Origin of the sequence: Kitasatospora cathayae (genome assembly GCF_027627435.1) — a bacterium.
Classification (GTDB): Bacteria; Actinomycetota; Actinomycetes; order Streptomycetales; family Streptomycetaceae; genus Kitasatospora; species Kitasatospora cathayae.
Genome location: NZ_CP115450.1, coordinates 4018675 through 4035617, shown reverse-complemented (window position 1 = coordinate 4035617; position 16943 = coordinate 4018675). Strand labels below are relative to the sequence as shown.

Sequence of the window (16943 nt, the reverse complement as noted above, 5' to 3'; positions counted from 1 at the left end):
CCACGGCTCCCACCACGGCTCAACCCGCAGCGCGCCCACGGCCCCGGATTACCGTCCGTTTCCGGGTCCTTGGTATGCGCATTGCCTGATGAAGGAATACGCATGAAGGTCCATCACACGTGCTCCCCCGGAGTGAACGGACACCGCACCGCAGCCTCTACGCTGAGCTTCCATGAGCGTTCCCGTGTCCGTTGAGCCGAGCCCCGAGCAGCCGCCGCGCCGTCGGCGCGGTCTGCAGACGCTGCGCAACCAGGCGGCCGCCGTCCCGAGGGCCTGGCTCCCCGGTGCGGTCGGCTACGCCTGCCTGCTGATCGGGCTGCTGGACATCGCCAGCGCGGTGTTCCCCAAGCTCCGGCACACCAAGATGCACACCTTCGCCGGGCAGCTGCCGGGCGGCACCACCAGCCTGGCCGCGGTCGGCACGCTGATGGTCGGCATCCTGCTGGTGCCGCTGGCGCACGCGCTGCGCCGTCGCAAGCGGCGGGCCTGGCGGGCGGTCTGCGTGCTGCTGCCGGTGAGCGCCGCGCTGCACATCGTGCGCTGGCACCAGGTCGGCCCGGCGGTCGTCTCCCTGGTGGTCCTCGCCGTGATGCTGGTGCACCAGCGCGAGTTCTACGCCAAGGCCGACCCGCGCACCCGCTGGGGCGCGGTGGTCAACCTGGTCGTCATGGGCACCCTCAGCGTGCTGCTCGGCCTGCTGATCGTGAGCACCCGCACCAGGTACGAGGTCGGTCACCCGGCCCTGCTGGAGCGGCTGCAGCACGTCGGGTACGGACTGTTCGGCTTCGAGGGCCCGGTCCGCTACACCAACGAGCGGATGTCCGACCTGGTCGCCTACCTGCTCGGCGGCCTCGGTCTGCTGACCGCCTTCACCACCGCCTACCTGGCGCTGCGCCCGGGCAAGCCGAAGCCGGAGCTCACCGCCGAGGACGAGGAGAAGGTCCGCGAGCTGCTCAAGCGGCACGGCGAGCGCGACTCGCTCGGCTACTTCGCGCTGCGCCGCGACAAGAGCGTGCTGTTCTCGCCCACCGGCAAGGCTGCGATCTCCTACCGGGTGGTCTCCGGCGTGATGCTCGCCTCCGGCGACCCGGTCGGTGACGTCGAGGCCTGGCCCGGCGCGATCAAGGTGTTCATGGCCGAGGCCCGTGAGCACGCCTGGGTGCCGGCCGTGATGGGCTGCAGCGAGGTCGGCGGCGAGGTCTGGACCCGCGAGGCGGGACTGGACGCGCTGGAGCTGGGCGACGAGGCGATCGTCGACACCAGCACCTTCTCGCTCGCCGGCCGGGCCATGCGCAACGTCCGCCAGATGGTCAAGCGGATCGAGCGCAACGGCTACTCCTGCAAGGTCCGCCGGGTCTCCGAGCTCAGCGCCGAGGAGAAGTACCGGATCGCCGACGCCGCCGCCCGCTGGCGCGGCACCGACACCGAGCGCGGCTTCTCGATGGCCCTGGGCCGCTTCGGCGACCCGCTGGACGACGACTGCGTGGTGGTCACCGCCCACAAGGCCCCGGAGGAGGGCGAGAGCGGCGACGACCTGAAGGCCGTGCTGCACTTCGTGCCCTGGGGGCCGGACGGCATCTCGCTGGAGCTGATGCGCCGCGACCGCGCCGCCGACCCGGGCCTGAACGAGCTGCTGATCGTCGCCGCCCTGCAGGAGGTGGGCGCCCTGGGCATCCGCCGGGTGTCGCTCAACTTCGCGATGTTCCGCTCGGCACTGGCCCGCGGCGAGCGGATCGGCGCCGGCCCGGTGCTGCGCGCCTGGCGCGGACTGCTGGTGTTCCTGTCGCGCTGGTTCCAGATCGAGTCGCTGTACAAGTTCAACGCCAAGTTCCAGCCCGAGTGGGAGCCGCGCTTCCTGGTCTTCCCGAGCACCCGGGACCTGCCCCGGATCGGCTTCGCCGCGATGCAGGCGGAGGCCTTCATCACCCTCGGCATGCCGCGCTTCGGTCGCAAGCGCCAGCGCGAGGGCCTGATGCCGGTCCCGTCGACCCGCGAGGTCGGCGAGGCCGCCTGAGGCAGCTCGAACCCGTCCGGGGCCCCCGCCGAGAATCCTCGGCGGGGGCCCCGTTCGATAATGGGGACATGAGCGATACGCCGTCCTTCTCCCTGCCGGCCGGTCTGCCGCGGCTCGACCGCTGCGCCGTGATGGGCGTGGTCAACGTCACGCCCGACTCCTTCTCGGACGGCGGGCTGTGGTTCGACCCGGCCAGGGCGATCGCGCACGGGCTGGCCCTGCGGGCCCGCGGTGCGGACCTGGTGGACGTCGGCGGCGAGTCCACCCGGCCGGGGACCCAGCGGGTGCCCGAGGAGGAGGAACTGCGCCGGGTGCTGCCGGTGGTCCGCGAGCTGGCCGCCGCCGGGGTGGTGGTGTCCGTCGACACCATGCGGGCCTCGGTCGCCGAACGGGCCGTCGAGGCGGGCGCCGCGATCGTCAACGACGTCTCCGGCGGCCTCGCCGACCCGGCGATGGCCCGGGTGGTCGCCGGGACCGGCGCGCCCTTCGTGGTCATGCACTGGCGCGGGCAGTCCGCCGACATGGACCGGCTGGCCGTCTACGACGACGTCGTACGGGACGTGGTCGCCGAGCTGACCGCGCGGATGGAGGCGCTGCTGGCCGCCGGGGTCAAGGAGGACCAGCTGATCCTCGACCCGGGGCTCGGCTTCGCCAAGACCGCCGAGCACAACTGGGCGCTGCTCGGCCGGCTGGACGCGCTCACCGCGCTCGGCCGTCCCGTCCTCGTCGCGGCTTCGCGCAAGCGGTTCCTGGGTACGCTGCTCGCCGACCCGGAAACCGGGGAGCTGCGCCCGGCCCGCGAGCGGGACGACGCGACCGCCGCGGTCTCGGTGCTGTCGGCCCAGGCCGGAGCCTGGGCGGTACGGGTGCACGACGTGTCCGGTACGGCGGACGCCGTCCGCGTGGTCGCGGCCTGGCAGCGCGCGGCGCGGCTGGGGTGAGGGAGGGTCTGTGACAGGTGACGGCAGGTTGAGCGGCGGGACGGCCGGAAGGGCCCGGGAGGTGGACCTGGAGGCGGTGCTCGCGGCGAACCGGGCGTTCTACGAGGCGCTCGAGCGGGGGGACGTCGAGGCGGTCGAGGAGGCCTGGCTGGGGCCCGAGCACGCCGACGACAAGGGCGGCGTGGTCTGCGTGCACCCCGGCTGGCCGGTGCTGCGCGGGCGGGCGCAGGTGACCCGCTCGTACATGCTGATCATGATGAACACGGAGTACATCCAGTTCTTCCTGACCGATGTCGAGGCCGAGGTCCACGGTGATGTGGCCCTTGTCACGTGCACCGAGAACATCCTCTCCGGTGGCGAGGCGGAGGAGGAGGGGGAACTCGGTCCGCTGGTCGGCGGAAAGGTCGTGTCGAGCAATCTGTTCCGTCGTACCACGGCCGGGTGGAAGCTCTGGTCGCACCACGGTTCACCCGTTCTGACCAGCGGTGACGAGGACGACGAGGACTGATTCCGGGGGCTGCGGAAAATCTCCGCAGGGCGGTTGCCGGGGAATTTCCGAGTGGTCACCGAACGTTCACGTCAATCGCCATTCCGGTGCGCGTGGCGACGGTTCGTGCCGGGTAGGACGGTCAGGCGTTGTCCGCGCTCGCGGGTAGATTCGAAACGGAGTGGCGGGCGTGCTGCCCGCCTTCGCCCCGCCCGTTCCATGCCCTTCTCCGGGCGGGGCCCGTCCGACTGGGAGCAGTGATTCGTTTGCTGGACCGCGTCACCCTGCGGGGGCTGCGAGCCCGGGGCCACCACGGCGTCTTCGAGCGCGAGCGCATCGAGGGCCAGACCTTCGTGGTCGATCTCGTGCTGTACCTGGACACCCGCCCCGCCGCGTCCGGAGACGACCTCACCCGCACGGCGCACTACGGCATCGTGGCCGAGGAGGTCACCGCGATCATCGCCGGGGAACCGGTCGACCTGATCGAGACCCTGGCGCAGCGGATCGCCGACCAGTGCCTGAAGCACGACGCGGTCGAGGAGGTCGAGGTGACCGTGCACAAGCCGGACGCCCCGATCACCGTGCCGTTCGATGACGTGACCGTGACCATCCACCGGGGCCGCGCATGACCCCCACCGCGCGCCTGGTTTCCGATGCAGAGGGACTTCTTCGATGAACAGCAGTGACCCGATCGCCGAGCCGAACGCGTTCGACCTGGAGAGCCGGGTGGACTCCGCCGACACCACGCTGCACAGCCAGCGCTGCGCGGTGATCGCGCTCGGCAGCAACCTGGGCAACCGGCTGGACACCCTGCAGGGTGCCGTCGACGCGCTCGCCGACACCCCCGGGCTGAAGATCAAGGCCGTCTCCGCGGTCTACGAGACCGAGGCCGTCGGCGGCCCGGAGGACCAGCCCAACTACTACAACGCGGTCGTGGTGCTGCGCACCTCGCTGCCGCCGCGGGACCTGCTGGAGCGCGGCAACGCGATCGAGGACGCCTTCGGGCGGGTCCGGGAGGTCCGCTGGGGTGCGCGCACCCTGGACGTCGACATCCTGGCCTACGAGGGCGTGGTCAGCGAGGACCCGCAGCTGCTGCTGCCGCACCCGCGCTCGCACGAGCGGGCCTTCGTGCTCGCCCCCTGGCTGGACGCCCAGCCCGAGGCGGAGGTGCCCGGGCACGGGCAGGTCGCCGCGCTGCTGGCGGCGCTCGGCGGCCCGGACGCGCAGGGCGTGAAGCGGCGCGACGACATCCGGCTGACGCTGCCGGAGTAGGGCCGCAGTGGCGCCGGGCCGGCCGGCACCACTGCCGGGCCGGCCGGTCGGTCGGGGAACTCGGCCAGGGGGCCCGGCCGTACGAGTAGATGTCCGCCCGTCCGGTCCCGGTACGGTGGCCTGATGCCGCCGGACCGGGCCACCGGGCGGCCGGCCGGCTCTGGTACTTCGGGAAGGACCTCCTCCGCGTGAAGCTGCTTCGCCTCCGCCTGCTGATCGGCATCACCGCCGCGACGACGGCGCTGTCCTGGGCCGGCTCCAAGCTCTGGGCCTCCCTGGACACGCTGCCGGCCGTGCCCGCCGCGGCGCCGGTGGTGCTGGCCGCGGTGGCGGTGATCCTGCTGGCGACCGCGCTCTCGCTGCGGTCCCGGCTGAAGGCGGTGCGCGAGCGGCAGCCCGGCGCGAAGCGGGTCGACCCGCTGCTGGCGGCCCGGGCGGTGGTGCTCGGGCAGGCCAGTGCGCTGGTCTCCTCGGTGGTCACCGGCATCTACGCCGGGGCCGGGATCTACCTGCTCGGCGAGCTGGACGTGTCGGCCCGCAAGGACCAGGCGGTCACCGCGGGGCTCGCGGTGCTGGCGGGGGCCGCGGTGATCGCGGCGGCGCTCTGGGTGCAGCACGTGTGCAAGCTGCCGGAGAACCACGACGATCCGAGCGGTCCGGCGGCCTCGCACCACTGACGGGCCCCCGATCGCCCCCCGGATCGCCCCCGGATCCGGTGGGACATCGCTGAGCAGGGCTCTTTTCGTGATCTTGAGTGAAAAGCCGGGCACGTGCGGTAAAAACTGCGCACTGTCAAGGGCGGAAGGGGACCCTGGGCTGACACGCCCCCAATTCGCACGCTAGTTTCTTGGCATGTCTCGCGGACGCCACCGTCATTCCTCCGTCCTCGGCCGGGTCTTTCCCCCCACCGCCGCCGGCGTACTGCTGGTCGCCGCACTGGCCGCTCTGCTTTTCAGTCAGGACACCATCCTGGTGCGCTCGGTGGGCATCGCCGCACTGATCGCCACGCTCGGCTTCGCGGTGCTGCTGCGCCAGCGGGACAAGGCGGCCCGGGCGGCCGCCGAGGTGTCCGCCGCGCAGCGGATGCGGGCCGAGGAGCGGTTCGAGGAGCAGCTGGCCGAGGCCGAGTACGCGGCGGAGGTCGCCGAGGAGCGGGCCACCCGGTTCGGGCGCCGGCTGACGGCGGAGAAGTCGCGGCTGGCCAAGGCCGAGACCGAGATCGCCCGGCTGCTGCGGGAGCGGGCCGTCGCGGTGGCCGAGCAGGCGCTGAAGGAGGCCGAGGCGGCCCAGCGGGCGCTCGCCGCGAGCCGTCCCAAGTACCCGGCCAGCCCGGCCGCGTTCGTCCGCGCCGCGTCCGTGCTGCGGCTGCTGGAGCGACGGGCCGCCGAGCGGGAGGCGCAGCGGGAGCGCACGGCGGGCGCGGAGGTCGCACTGCGGGCGCCGGCTGTCCCGGCCGCGCCTGCCGCGTCGGCTGCTGTCGCGCCCAAGCCGGTGGCCGTGCCGGCCCCGGTGGCGCCCTCGGTGCCCACGCCGGCGCCTGCGCCGGCGGGCCGGACGCCGGTGCGGCCCACGCCGCTGCGCCCGGCGCTCACCGCGACGGTCGGTCAGCTCGGCGGGGCCATGGTCGCGCCGGCCGCCGCGCCGGCCCCGGCGGAGCGGCAGCGGCCGAGGCCGGCGCAGTCCGGGCAGGTGCGCGGACAGGGCTTCAGCTTCTTCGGGCGCGGCACGGGTGCGGCGGTCCGGGCGGCCGCTCCGGCGCCGGCGGTGGGCAGCGTCGCCGAGCTGGGGGAGCGCGCGGACCTGGCGGACGTGGTGGGCGACGAGGCGGTCGCCGCGAAGGCGAAGGCCGAGGCCCAGGAGGTCCAGGAGGCTCGCGAGGGCGCGTCGGAGGCGCGGCCCGCGCAGCAGGAGCAGCCGGTCCGCTCCGAGGACGCGGAGCAGGACGGGCCGACCGTGGTGGACCTGACGCCCGAGGACGAGACCGAGCTGATCGAGCTGCCGGAGCTGCGGGCCTCGCGCTGAGCCTCCTGAGCTGCGAACGCCGCGGCGCGGGAAGTCGGACGGACCGACTTCCCGCGCCGCGGCGTTTTCCGGCTGCGTCGGGTCAGATCTGGACGCCGAAGTCCTGGGCGATGCCCGCCAGGCCGGAGGCGTAGCCCTGGCCGACCGCGCGGAACTTCCACTCGCCGTTGTTGCGGTAGAGCTCACCGAAGATCATCGCGGTCTCGGTGGCGGCGTCCTCGGAGAGGTCGTAGCGGGCGATCTCGGCGCCGCCGGCCGCGTTCACCACGCGGATGTGGGCGTTGCGGACCTGGCCGAAGTTCTGGCCGCGGGCGACGCCGTCGTAGATGGTGACCGGGAAGGTGATCTTGGCGGCCTCGGCGGGCAGGCCGGCCAGGTTGACGTTGATCGACTCGTCGTCGCCCGCGCCCTCACCGGTGCGGTTGTCACCGGTGTGCACGACGGTGTTGTCCGGCGTGCTGGTGTTGTTGAAGAACACGAAGTGCGCGTTGGACAGCACCTTGCCGTCCGCGTTCAGGACGATCGCGCTGGCGTCGAGGTCGAATTCGGCGCCGGTCGTGGTGCGGACGTCCCAGCCCAGGCCGATGGTGACCGCGGACAGGCCCGGGGCCTCCTTGGTCAGTGAGACGTTGCCACCCTTGGAGAGGCTCACTGGCATGGCGATTGCAGTCCCTTCGTTCGCTTTCCCGGGACAACGCGGTACTCGGGCGGCTTGGTTCCGTGGATCCCGTGAATTCTTCACAGGGTGTCAAACCCGGGCAAAGGAAGGGCAATGCAGTGGTCAGGCCGGCCGGTTCCGGGGGTCAGACCCGGGGGAACCGGCCCTGCAGGGTCCAGATGTTCGGGTTGTCGGCCAGGTCGGGGTGCATGTCGAACAGGTCGGCCAGGGTGTCCTGGAGGAAGTCCCGGGCCTCGCGCCGCAGCTCGCTGTGCCGGACCACGGCGGGCGGCTCGTCCCGCAGCCAGGTCGCGGTGATCTCGACCCAGTTGAAGCGGCGGGCGAAGCGCAGCAGTTCGGTGTTCTGGGTGAAGTCGAGGTCGGCGGTCTGCACCCGGGCGGCCCGGGAGCCGTCCGGGTCGCGGTCGAGCTGCTCGACGATGTCGCACAGCGCCCACGCGAAGTCCAGCACCGGCACCCAGCCCCAGCGGGTGGAGAGTTCGGTGCCCTCGGCGTCCAGGTAGACGTCGCCGCAGAACAGGTCGTACCGCAGCGAGCGCACGGGGGCGGTGCGGTAGTCGGTCTGCGGGGGGTCGGGGAAGCGGTTGGAGAGGGAGTAGCCGAGCTCGATCACGTACGCCATTGTCGGGGCTCGGGGCGCGCGCGGGTAACCGGGGGCGGGGGGCTGGAAGGGCGCGCCGGTGCCGAAAGGGAGAAGCGAGGGAGTGCCGACCGTCGGCGCCGGGTCCTGAGTGCCCTGGAGGCGAGCGGGCGAGTCCCCGCCCCGAGCCGAAGGGGTGCGCCGGTGCCGAAAGGGAGAAGCGAGGGAGTGACGCAGGAGCGAGGGAGTGCCGACCGTCGGCGCCGGGTCATGAGCGCCCTGGAGGCGAGCGGGCGAGTAACGGATAACCGGGTGACCGGGCGGGGCCCGCGCGGGATGATGGGCGCATGTCCGAGCCCATCCGCGTACGGGGGTCGGTGGTCGTCCCCGACGCCGAGCTCCTCTGGCGCTTCTCGCGTTCCTCCGGCCCCGGCGGCCAGCACGTCAACACCTCCGACTCCAAGGCCGAGCTGCGCTTCGACGTGGCCGCCTCGAAGGCGCTGCCCGAGGTGTGGCGCACGCGTGCCCTGGAGCGGCTGGCGCACCGGCTGGTGGACGGCCGGGTGCTGGTGGTACAGGCCTCGGAGTACCGCTCCCAGTGGCGCAACCGGGAGGCGGCCGCGGCCCGGCTGGCGGCGGTGCTGAGCGAGGCGTGCGCCCCGCCGCCGAAGGCCCGGCGGGCGACCCGGCCGAGCCGGGGGATGGTCCAGCGGCGGCTGGACAACAAGCGGCACCGCTCCGAGCTCAAGCAGGGGCGGCGGGCGCCGCGCGGCGAGTAGCCGGACCCGGCTGTGGGCCCGGAGCCGCGGATTCGGTTCAGCCCAGCGCGCGGTAGCCGCCGCGGAAGTAGAGCAGCGGGCGGCCGCCGGGGGCGGGGACGGCGGCCTCCAGGACGCGGCCGATCAGCAGTGTGTGGTCGCCCGCGGGTATCCGCTGTTCGGTGCGGCACTCGACGGTGGCCAGCGCGCCCTCGATCAGCGGGGCGCCGGAGTGCGCGCCGCGGCGGTGCTCGGTCTCCGCGAACAGCAGCCGGTCGCTGAGCCGGCCCTTCATGGCGAAGCGGGAGCCGAGCGTCTTCTGCCCCTCGGCGAGCACCGAGACCGCCCAGGTGTCGTTCCGGGAGAGCACCTCGTCCATCCGTGAGTCCTCGCGCACCGAGATCAGCACCAGCGGCGGGTCCAGTGACACGGAGAGGAAGGACGTGGCGGTCATGCCGACGTCCTCGCCGTCCTCCTCGTCGTGGACGGTCACCAGGCTGACGCCGGCGGCGAGCTGGGAGAGTGCTGCCCGGAACTCGTCGGGCGTGGCCTGGGGGGCAGCTTCGGGCTGCGGGGACGGGTACACGTACCGCACGGTAGTCGTCGCTCGCCGGGAACGGCATCGGGCCGTGGTCGTAGGACCACCGGTACAGGTCCGTAACCGCCGGGGTGCGCTCACTCCCAAGGGTGAAGAGGGGGGACCGGCGGGTGCAGCGGACTTCAGCGCGCGGCCGATGCGGTCGACCAGGAGAAATGTTCCGATAGCGCTTTGTGTCCAGTTATGGGAGGGATGAACTGATTAAGGGTGCATTAGTGTCGTGTGATTTAAGTCACAAGTGGTGGCCTATTGCTGACCGAGCGTGCCGAACGCTGTGCTCCCTGTGATTCAGTTCTTCTGGCAATCGGACGATAACCAATCAAGAACTATCCGAAGCAGCCGGGGAGCCCCCGCATGGAAGCCGAGTCGGAGCCGTACGTCCGTCTCGCGACCCTCCGCACCTTGCACCGGGTCGTGGCGGACCTCAACGCTGCCCGCAGCCTGGCGGGGACGCTGCAGGCCGTCGTCGAGGGCGCGGTGCACGGGCTCGGCTTCGACGCCGCCGCGGTCAGCTTGGTCCGGCCGGACGGCGACCTCGTGGTGGCGGCCGTCTGGGAGCTGGAGGAGAGCCCGATGGGCGGGCCCTCGGTGCTGCTCGGCCAGGTCGGCTCACGGGAGTCCTGGGACCGGCTGCTCGGCGTCAGCGACCACTGGGGCACCCTGCGCTTCCTGCCGTACGACCGTGGCTGGGCCGTCGCCAGCGACATCCCGCGCTGGATCGGGGACGGCCCGCTGCCCGTCTACGCCAACGACTGGCACCCCGCCGACGGGCTGCTCGCCCCGATGTACAGCGCCGGTGGCGACCTGCTCGGCGTCCTCTCGGTGGACCGCCCGCGCAGCGGCAAGCGGCCCGGGGCGTGGACCCGGGAGGCGCTGGAGATGTTCTCGCTGCAGGCCTCCATCGCCATCGGCAACGCCCGGCTGCGGGCCGAGATGCAGCGGGCGCTGGCCCGGCTGGAGAAGGAGCAGCAGGCACTGCGGGCCAGCGAGGAAAGCTTCCGGCAGGCCTTCGAGTACGCGCCCAGCGGGATGGCCATCACCGAACTGCACGGCGCCGGGCGCGGCCAGCTGACCAGGGTCAACGACGCGCTCTGTCGACTGCTCGGCCGCCCCCGCGCGGTGCTGCGCCAGCAGAGCTTCGCGGATCTGGTCCACCCCGAGGACCGGGCCCTGTTGGAACGCACCAGCGCCGAGAGCGGCCGGGCGGAACTGCGGCTGTCCCGGCGGGACGGCGGCTACCAGTGGGTCTGCCTGCGCAACTCGATCGTGGCGGACGCGGCCGAGGGCCCGAGCTTCCTGCTCACCCACGTCGAGGACATCGAGGACCGCAAGCGCCACGAACTCCAGCTCGCCCACCGGGCCAGCCACGACGCGCTCACCGGCCTGCCCAACGGCGCCGAGCTCAGGGCCCGGCTGGCCCGCCGGCTCTGCGCCGAGCCCCAGCCGGTCGGCGCCGCCGCCAAGCCCGGCGAGGCCGGCTACCCGCAGCCGTACGGCTACCCGGCCGACTCGTACAGCGCGCACACCGCGTACGAGGGCCTGGAGGGCGGGGACCCGTACACCGGGCCGGTGCACGGCTACGGGCCGGTCGAGGGCGGCCCGCCGCCCGGGCTCGGCGCGGGCTACGGGGAGCACGTGCACGCCGTGGTCCCGGCCGAGTACGGGCCGGCCGGCGACGCCTGGTCAGCGCCGTTCCGCCCCGGCCCGGCGGCGCCCACGGACAAGGGGCTCGCGGTGATCTTCTGCGACCTGGACGGCTTCAAGTCGATCAACGACCGGTTCGGCCACAACGCGGGCGACGCGGTGCTGGTCGAGGTCGCCCGGCGGCTGAGCGGGGCGGTCCGGGACGGCGACACGGTGGCCCGGCTGGGCGGCGACGAGTTCGTGGTGCTGGCCGACGGGATCGGCCGCGAGGAGGCCAAGGACCTCGCCCACCGGCTGCGCAACGCGATCATCCCGCCGATGCGGATCGACGGGCGGGCGATGCGGGTCGGGGTGAGCCTCGGGATCGGCTGGGCTGGCTGCGGGATGAGCACCGAGGAGGTGCTGCACACCGCGGACGAGCGGATGTACGACGAGAAGCGGGCCCGGGGCGGCGCGGTGCGCGGGGCCCGCGGCGAGCGCTCGCACCGGCGGGCGGGCTGACGGCGCACCGGCTGACGGCGCACCGGCGGGCGGGTTGACGGCGGACGCCGGTGGGTGGCGGGTCGGTCGGGTGCCGACCGTTCCGGGGCCGCACAGGTTACCCACGGGTTGTCAAGGGTTCTTTTCCGGCGGTCAGGTACGACAGGTAGGGTGCCCGGTACGACAGCGTCCATGATCTGCGCCGCCCGCAGCGCGGCGGCGCGCACCGGATGGGGGAACAGACCACCGTGACGACCGCCGGCGACAACGGAGTGCCCGAGGGCCAGGGGGGCGGTGCCCCGCAGGACGACGACCCGTTCGGCTACCTCTACCGCCCGGCCGACGGCTCCACCGGACAGCCGGCCGAGCCGCAGCAGGGAGTCCCCCGCACGCCGTACAGCCGGCCGATGGAGGTCGGTCGGGCGCAGTACGGCCCGCCGCGCACCCAGCAGCCGTACGGCCAGCCAGGCATGGCGCAGCCGCCGTACGGTCAGCCGGGGATGCCGCCGCAGGGCCAGTACGGCCAGCCGGGCGTTCCGCCGCAGCACGTCGAGTACGGCATGCCCACCCAGCAGTCCCGCTACGCCGAGCACTCCCGGCCGCAGCCGGGGGACGAGCGGCCGAGCAGCGGCCGGAGCAAGGGCGCGGTGATCGGCGCGGTGGCCGTGGTCGCGGCGATCGCGATCGGCGCCGGGATCGCGCTCTCCACCGGGGATCCGGACGGCAACAAGGACGCCAAGGGCGGCACCACGACCACCGCCCCGCCGGCCCCCAGCACCCCGGCGACCAGCGCCACCAGCGGGACGCCCTCCCCGACGGCGAGTGCCACCGCCACCAACGGACCGTCGACGGTGGACGCCGGGCAGCTGCAGGGCCAGAACGCGCCGTCGGGCAACAGCGTCAAGGGCGCCAAGTCCGCCGACGGCAGCTACCTGACGCTCCAGCAGGGCGGCTCGGTGACCTGGAGCGGCCAGATCGCCACGGCCGGGACGTACAAGCTGACGGTGCACTACAACAACGCCGGCGGGGACGTGAAGGGCGCGGCCGCGGTCAACGGCAAGGACTGGCCGAGTGGGCTGACGTACAAGAACTACTCGCCCGGCAAGGACCCGGCGTCGTCCTGGTACACCACCTGGATACTCCCGCAGTTCCAGGCCGGGGCGAACTCGGTCACCTTCACGGTGCCCTCCGGGCCGATCCTGATCGACCAGGTCACCATCGAGCCGAGCAGCTGAGGCCGGCCCAAGGTGTGAACGGCCGCCCGTCCCCGGTGGGGGCGGGCGGCCGTCGTATTGCGGTCAGACCGACTTGACGGTTGGGAACCTGTCGCCGCCGAGGACCCAGCGGCCCTGGCGCATCACGGCGACCAGGTCGTAGCCGGTGGAGTCGACCACGACCAGGTCGGCGAGCTTGCCGGCCTCCAGGGTGCCGATGGAGTCGGCGAGGCCGAGCAGCCGGGCCGGGGTGGTGGAGAGCGACTCGACGGCCTGGCCGAGGGTCAGGCCGTTGACGGTGATCGAGCGCTTGAACGCCACGTCCAGGGTGAGGGTGGAGCCGGCGATCGCGCCGCCCTCGACCAGCCGGGCCACGCCGTCCTTGACCTCGACCTGGAGCGGGCCGAGTGGGTAGCGGCCGTCGCCCATGCCGGCGGCGCCCATGGCGTCGGTGATCAGGGCGACGCGGCCGGGGCCGACGGTGCCGTAGGCGAGGTCGAGGACGGAGGGGTGGAGGTGGACGCCGTCGTTGATCAGCTCGACGGTGACGCGTTCGTCCTCCAGCAGCGCCACGATGGGGCCGGGGGCGCGGTGGGCGATGCCGGGCATGGCGTTGAAGAGGTGGGTGGCGACGCTCGCGCCGGCGTCGATGGCTTCGAGGGTGGTGGGGTAGTCGGAGTCGGTGTGGCCGACGGCGGCGATGACGCCGAGGTCGGCGAGCATGCGCACCGAGTCGAGGCCGCCGGGGAGTTCGGGGGCGAGGGTGACCATGCGGGCGTGGCCGCGGGCGGCGTCGACGAGTTTGCGGACCAGGGCGGGGTCGGGGTCGCGCAGCAGGTCGGGGCGGTGGGCGCCGCAGCGGTGGTGGGAGATGAAGGGGCCCTCGAAGTGGATGCCGGCGAGGATGCCGTCCTCGACGAGTTCGGAGAGGACGGCGGCCTGGCGGACGAGGTCGTCGATCTCGCCGGTGACGGTGGAGGCCATCGTGGTGGTGGTGCCGTGTTCGAGGTGGGTGCGGGCGGCGAGCAGGGCCTCCTCGGCGATGCCGGAGGCGTAGGAGGCGCCGCCGCCGCCGTGGACGTGCAGGTCGACGAAGCCGGGCACCACGGTGTGGCCGGTCAGGTCGAGGTCGCCCGGCTCGCTCTCCCCGCTCGTCAGTGCGGCGATCCGGTCGCCCTCGACGGCCAGGCGGCCGCCCTCCACGACGCCGCCGGGCAGGACGAGTCGGGCGCCGGCCAGGGCAGTACGGTCACGGTCCGCGGTGGTCACGCGGTCACCTCCAAGGAGAGCAGGTCCCAGGCGAGCAGGCCGGCGCCCAGGGACGCGGCGGTGTCTTTGAGCATGGCGGGTACGACCTTCGGGGGCATCTGGAAGGTCAGGCGCTCGGTGACCGCCGTGCGCAGCGGTGTGAAGAGCGTGTCGCCGGCCTCGGCCAGCCCGCCGCCGACGATCACCGTGGACGGGTCGAGCAGGCTCTGGGCGAGCACGATGCCGTCGGCCAGGGCGTCGACCGCGTTCTGCCACACGGCTCGGGCGCGGTCGTCCCCGGCGTCCACCGCGGCGGCGCAGGATGCCGCGTCGGCGTCGGGGTCGCCGCTGGCCTCGGCCCAGGCGCGGGAGACGGCGGAGGCGGAGGCCAGCGTCTCCAGGCAGCCGCGGGCGCCGCAGCCGCACGGCAGGCCGCCGGGGCGGACCACGACGTGGCCGATCTCGCCGCCGTAGCCGTGCGCGCCGGCCTCGATCCGGCCGTCGATGCCGATGGCGCCGGCGATGCCGGTGCCCAGGGCGATGAACAGGAAGCGGTCGACGCCCCGGCCGGCGCCGAGCCGGCCCTCGGCCAGGCCGCCCGTCCGCACGTCGTGGCCGAGGGCCACCGGCATCGCGGGGCCGCCGGGGGCGGCCAGGCGCTCGCCGAGCAGCTTCCGCATCGGGAGGTCGCGCCAGCCGAGGTTGGCGGAGAAGACCGCGATCCCGTTCTTCTCGTCGATGGTGCCGGGGACGGCCACGCCGGCCGCCGCCGGGGGGAGGCCGAAACGGGCACGGCCCTCCTCGGCCAGGTCGGCGGCGAAGTCGAGGATGGCGGCGACGACCGCGTCGGTGCCGTGCTCCCGCCCGGTCGGTCGGCGTGCTTCGAACAGCACGGAGCCGTCCTGGGCGAGCAGCGCGGCCTTCATGCCGGTGCCGCCTACATCGAGTGCGATGACGTGCTTCACGGGGGACAGTTTCTCCTGGGTGGTAGAAGAGGTCTAGTCCAGTTGTCGGATTGGTCTGGTCCATGCCGGGTGAGCTTGGTCTCGGCCTGTCGCGGCGGGGGTGTGCGGGGCTTTGCGCCGAGGGGCGTCGGGGGGCGGTTCGGGGGGTCCGTTCCCTTCCTTTGTTGCGCATCGTGCAATGAACCGGGGCATTTCGGTAACTGCTCGGCGAGTTGGGCCGAGTGGTGTGGACCAATGAGCGTGCGGTTTGGCAGTCTTGCGCTCCCCCCTGCCGGATTCCCTCATCCGGCCGTATTTCCCCCGAAGGCGGTACCCGCGTTGGACAGGCGCGCCCACGTTTCCCTCCGTGTGCTCGGTACGGCGATGGCCGGAGCACTGGTGCTCACCGCGGTCAGCGCGTGCAGCGGGCAGGGCGACGGGCCGGTCACGCTCAAACTGGTCGCCGCGGACTACGGGGAGAACGTCGAGACCAGCTCCAAGCACTACTGGGACGAGGTCTCCAAGGCCTTCGAGGCGGCCAACCCCGGCATCAAGGTCCAGGTCGAGGTGGACAGCTGGACCGACATCGGCAAGAAGGTCGACGACATGATCGCGGCCGGGAAGTCGCCGGACCTGCTGCAGACCGGCGGGTTCGCGGAGCAGGTCGCCGCGGACCGGCTGTACCCGGCCGCCGACGTGCTCTCGATGGACACCCAGGCCAAGTTCATGGACAACTTCGCGCACGCCGGGCAGGTGCTGGGCACCCAGTACGGGATCCCGTTCGTGTCGTCCTCGCGGGTGCTCTTCTACAACAAGGCGGTCTTCCGGCAGGCGGGGATCACCCAGCCGCCGACCACCTGGAACGAGCTCCGCGCGGCGGCCGAGAAGATCAAGGCCAAGGTGCCGGGGGTGACCCCGTACGGGCTCCCGCTGGGGCCGGAGGAGGCACCGGCCGAGTCCATGCTGTGGACGCTGAGCGGCGGCGGCAGCCTCTCCGACGACGTAGGCAACTACACCATCGACAGCGACCAGAACCAGGCGACGTTCGGCTGGCTGAAGAACAACCTGGTGAGCACCGGGCTGACGTACCCGGACCCCGGCAAGATGAACCGCACTCCGGTGTTCCAGGACTTCGCGGCCGGGAAGGTCGCGATGCTGAACGGGCACCCGACGCTGCTGCGGATGGCGTCCGCCGGGAACATCGACTTCGGGACGGCGCCGATCCCGAAGAAGGACGGCGTCGGGAAGACCGGGAGCCTCGGGGTCGCGGACTGGATGATGGCGTTCAAGGCCAACGGGCACAAGAACGAGATCAAGAAGTTCCTGTCCTTCGTCTACACGAAGGACTACCAGCTGAAGTTCGACGAGCAGTACAACCTGCTGCCGGTCACGCAGGACGCCTTCGGCCAGATGTCGTCGGACCCCAAGCACGCGGACCTCAAGCAGTTCGCGGTCGGGCTCGGCAACGCGAGCTTCTACCCGTTCGGGGACCCGGCCTGGGGCGAGGTCAGCAACCGGATCAAGGCGGGCATCGGGCAGGCGGTGACCGGGGACCCGAAGCAGGTGCTCGGCGGGCTGCAGGACGCGGCGATGCAGGAGGCGGCCCGGGTCCGCAAGCAGTAGGACCCGGCCGGGGGTGCTCGGGGGCGAGGTCGGCGGTGGGGATGTGCAGGGCGAAGGTCGTCGTGCTCGTCATGCTCGTCCTGGGGGCGACCGTGGTGCGGCGCGGGCCAGGGCGAGGGGGCAGAGTGTGTCGGCGGCCGGCGGGAGAATGACACTCCGTAGGTCCGTGGGGATGCGGCGGAGGTGGTTGTCGGTGGGCGAGCTGGGCGAGCTGAGTGAGCGGGACCGGGCGGTGCTGGCGCTGGAGGGGCGGCAGTGGCGGACGGCGGGGGCCAAGGAGCGGGCGATCCGGGAGGAGCTGGGGCTCTCCTCCACGCGGTACTACCAGTTGCTGAACGGGTTGCTGGACCGGGAGGAGGCGTTGGCGTTCGCGCCGGTGCTGGTGAATCGGTTGCGGCGGGTGCGGGAGGCCCGGCGGGCGGCTCGGTGAGGTGGGGGG

General features: G+C 72.9%; 17 protein-coding genes. 12 read left to right on the top strand and 5 right to left on the bottom strand.

Annotated elements, in window-relative coordinates:
* The first annotated feature begins 172 nt into the window (after positions 1-172).
* The 7 genes from O1G21_RS17805 (at position 173) to O1G21_RS17775 (ending at position 6736) form a co-directional block, all read left to right on the top strand.
* Positions 173-2014 (top strand): phosphatidylglycerol lysyltransferase domain-containing protein, encoded by a 1842-nt coding sequence (locus tag O1G21_RS17805; protein WP_270145014.1) that lies wholly within the window; start codon positions 173-175, stop codon positions 2012-2014.
* A gap of 68 nt (positions 2015-2082) precedes the next feature.
* On the top strand, positions 2083-2955 hold the full coding sequence (gene folP / locus O1G21_RS17800) for a dihydropteroate synthase (RefSeq protein ID WP_270145012.1): 873 nt from the start codon (positions 2083-2085) through the stop codon (positions 2953-2955).
* A gap of 28 nt (positions 2956-2983) precedes the next feature.
* The gene (locus O1G21_RS17795; RefSeq protein WP_270145010.1) at positions 2984-3463 is read left to right on the top strand and encodes a nuclear transport factor 2 family protein; all 480 of its coding nucleotides are present in this window, start codon (positions 2984-2986) and stop codon (positions 3461-3463) included.
* Between the two features lie 248 nt (positions 3464-3711).
* Positions 3712-4071: a dihydroneopterin aldolase gene (gene folB, locus O1G21_RS17790; protein ID WP_218204599.1), complete on the top strand. Its 360-nt coding sequence runs from the start codon at positions 3712-3714 to the stop codon at positions 4069-4071.
* A gap of 43 nt (positions 4072-4114) precedes the next feature.
* Complete coding sequence (gene folK, locus O1G21_RS17785) at positions 4115-4714, top strand: 2-amino-4-hydroxy-6-hydroxymethyldihydropteridine diphosphokinase (protein ID WP_270145008.1); 600 nt, start codon at positions 4115-4117, stop codon at positions 4712-4714.
* Between the two features lie 188 nt (positions 4715-4902).
* On the top strand, positions 4903-5391 hold the full coding sequence (locus O1G21_RS17780) for a DUF3180 domain-containing protein (protein ID WP_270145007.1): 489 nt from the start codon (positions 4903-4905) through the stop codon (positions 5389-5391).
* 175 nt (positions 5392-5566) lie between these two features.
* The gene (locus tag O1G21_RS17775; RefSeq protein WP_270145004.1) at positions 5567-6736 is read left to right on the top strand and encodes a hypothetical protein; all 1170 of its coding nucleotides are present in this window, start codon (positions 5567-5569) and stop codon (positions 6734-6736) included.
* Between the two features lie 82 nt (positions 6737-6818).
* On the opposite strand, the gene O1G21_RS17770 is transcribed toward O1G21_RS17775, so the two are convergent.
* The gene (locus O1G21_RS17770) at positions 6819-7394 is read right to left on the bottom strand and encodes a TerD family protein (protein ID WP_270145002.1); all 576 of its coding nucleotides are present in this window, start codon (positions 7392-7394) and stop codon (positions 6819-6821) included.
* A 145-nt stretch (positions 7395-7539) separates the two neighbouring features.
* On the bottom strand, positions 7540-8037 hold the full coding sequence (locus O1G21_RS17765; RefSeq protein ID WP_405000663.1) for a hypothetical protein: 498 nt from the start codon (positions 8035-8037) through the stop codon (positions 7540-7542).
* A 305-nt stretch (positions 8038-8342) separates the two neighbouring features.
* Between O1G21_RS17765 and arfB the strand changes: the two genes are divergently transcribed.
* Positions 8343-8774: an alternative ribosome rescue aminoacyl-tRNA hydrolase ArfB gene (gene arfB / locus O1G21_RS17760; protein WP_270144998.1), complete on the top strand. Its 432-nt coding sequence runs from the start codon at positions 8343-8345 to the stop codon at positions 8772-8774.
* Positions 8775-8811: 37 nt separating this feature from the next.
* On the opposite strand, the gene O1G21_RS17755 is transcribed toward arfB, so the two are convergent.
* Positions 8812-9339, bottom strand: coding sequence for a flavin reductase family protein (locus O1G21_RS17755; RefSeq protein ID WP_270144995.1), 528 nt, complete (start codon positions 9337-9339; stop codon positions 8812-8814).
* Positions 9340-9705: 366 nt separating this feature from the next.
* Here O1G21_RS17755 and O1G21_RS17750 point away from each other — a divergent pair, with 366 nt between their 5' ends.
* Positions 9706-11496 carry a GGDEF domain-containing protein gene (locus tag O1G21_RS17750; protein ID WP_270144992.1) on the top strand — a complete coding sequence of 597 codons (1791 nt, stop codon included), beginning with the start codon at positions 9706-9708 and terminating at the stop codon, positions 11494-11496.
* A 227-nt stretch (positions 11497-11723) separates the two neighbouring features.
* The gene (locus O1G21_RS17745) at positions 11724-12710 is read left to right on the top strand and encodes a hypothetical protein (RefSeq protein WP_270144990.1); all 987 of its coding nucleotides are present in this window, start codon (positions 11724-11726) and stop codon (positions 12708-12710) included.
* A gap of 63 nt (positions 12711-12773) precedes the next feature.
* Here the strand turns inward: O1G21_RS17745 and nagA are convergent, their stop codons facing one another.
* On the bottom strand, positions 12774-13958 hold the full coding sequence (nagA, locus tag O1G21_RS17740; protein WP_270144988.1) for an N-acetylglucosamine-6-phosphate deacetylase: 1185 nt from the start codon (positions 13956-13958) through the stop codon (positions 12774-12776).
* Positions 13955-14902 (bottom strand): ROK family protein, encoded by a 948-nt coding sequence (locus O1G21_RS17735; protein ID WP_270144986.1) that lies wholly within the window; start codon positions 14900-14902, stop codon positions 13955-13957. Before O1G21_RS17735 ends, nagA begins: the two co-directional genes overlap by 4 nt.
* Positions 14903-15265: 363 nt before the next feature.
* Between O1G21_RS17735 and O1G21_RS17730 the strand changes: the two genes are divergently transcribed.
* Both O1G21_RS17730 and O1G21_RS17725 read left to right on the top strand, forming a co-directional pair.
* Positions 15266-16504, top strand: coding sequence for an extracellular solute-binding protein (locus tag O1G21_RS17730; RefSeq protein ID WP_270144985.1), 1239 nt, complete (start codon positions 15266-15268; stop codon positions 16502-16504).
* Positions 16505-16676: 172 nt separating this feature from the next.
* Positions 16677-16934 carry a DUF3263 domain-containing protein gene (locus tag O1G21_RS17725; RefSeq protein WP_270144983.1) on the top strand — a complete coding sequence of 86 codons (258 nt, stop codon included), beginning with the start codon at positions 16677-16679 and terminating at the stop codon, positions 16932-16934.
* Positions 16935-16943 lie beyond the last annotated feature (9 nt).

Coding starts and splice junctions, on each gene's coding strand:
- O1G21_RS17805 (WP_270145014.1), top strand. CDS start 173: ATGAGCGTTCCCGTGTCCGTTGAGCCGAGCCCCGAGCAGCCGCCGCGC.
- folP (WP_270145012.1), top strand. CDS start 2,083: ATGAGCGATACGCCGTCCTTCTCCCTGCCGGCCGGTCTGCCGCGGCTC.
- folK (WP_270145008.1), top strand. CDS start 4,115: ATGAACAGCAGTGACCCGATCGCCGAGCCGAACGCGTTCGACCTGGAG.
- O1G21_RS17775 (WP_270145004.1), top strand. CDS start 5,567: ATGTCTCGCGGACGCCACCGTCATTCCTCCGTCCTCGGCCGGGTCTTT.
- O1G21_RS17770 (WP_270145002.1), bottom strand. CDS start 7,394: ATGCCAGTGAGCCTCTCCAAGGGTGGCAACGTCTCACTGACCAAGGAG.
- O1G21_RS17765 (WP_405000663.1), bottom strand. CDS start 8,037: ATGGCGTACGTGATCGAGCTCGGCTACTCCCTCTCCAACCGCTTCCCC.
- arfB (WP_270144998.1), top strand. CDS start 8,343: ATGTCCGAGCCCATCCGCGTACGGGGGTCGGTGGTCGTCCCCGACGCC.
- O1G21_RS17750 (WP_270144992.1), top strand. CDS start 9,706: ATGGAAGCCGAGTCGGAGCCGTACGTCCGTCTCGCGACCCTCCGCACC.
- O1G21_RS17730 (WP_270144985.1), top strand. CDS start 15,266: ATGGCCGGAGCACTGGTGCTCACCGCGGTCAGCGCGTGCAGCGGGCAG.
- O1G21_RS17725 (WP_270144983.1), top strand. CDS start 16,677: ATGCGGCGGAGGTGGTTGTCGGTGGGCGAGCTGGGCGAGCTGAGTGAG.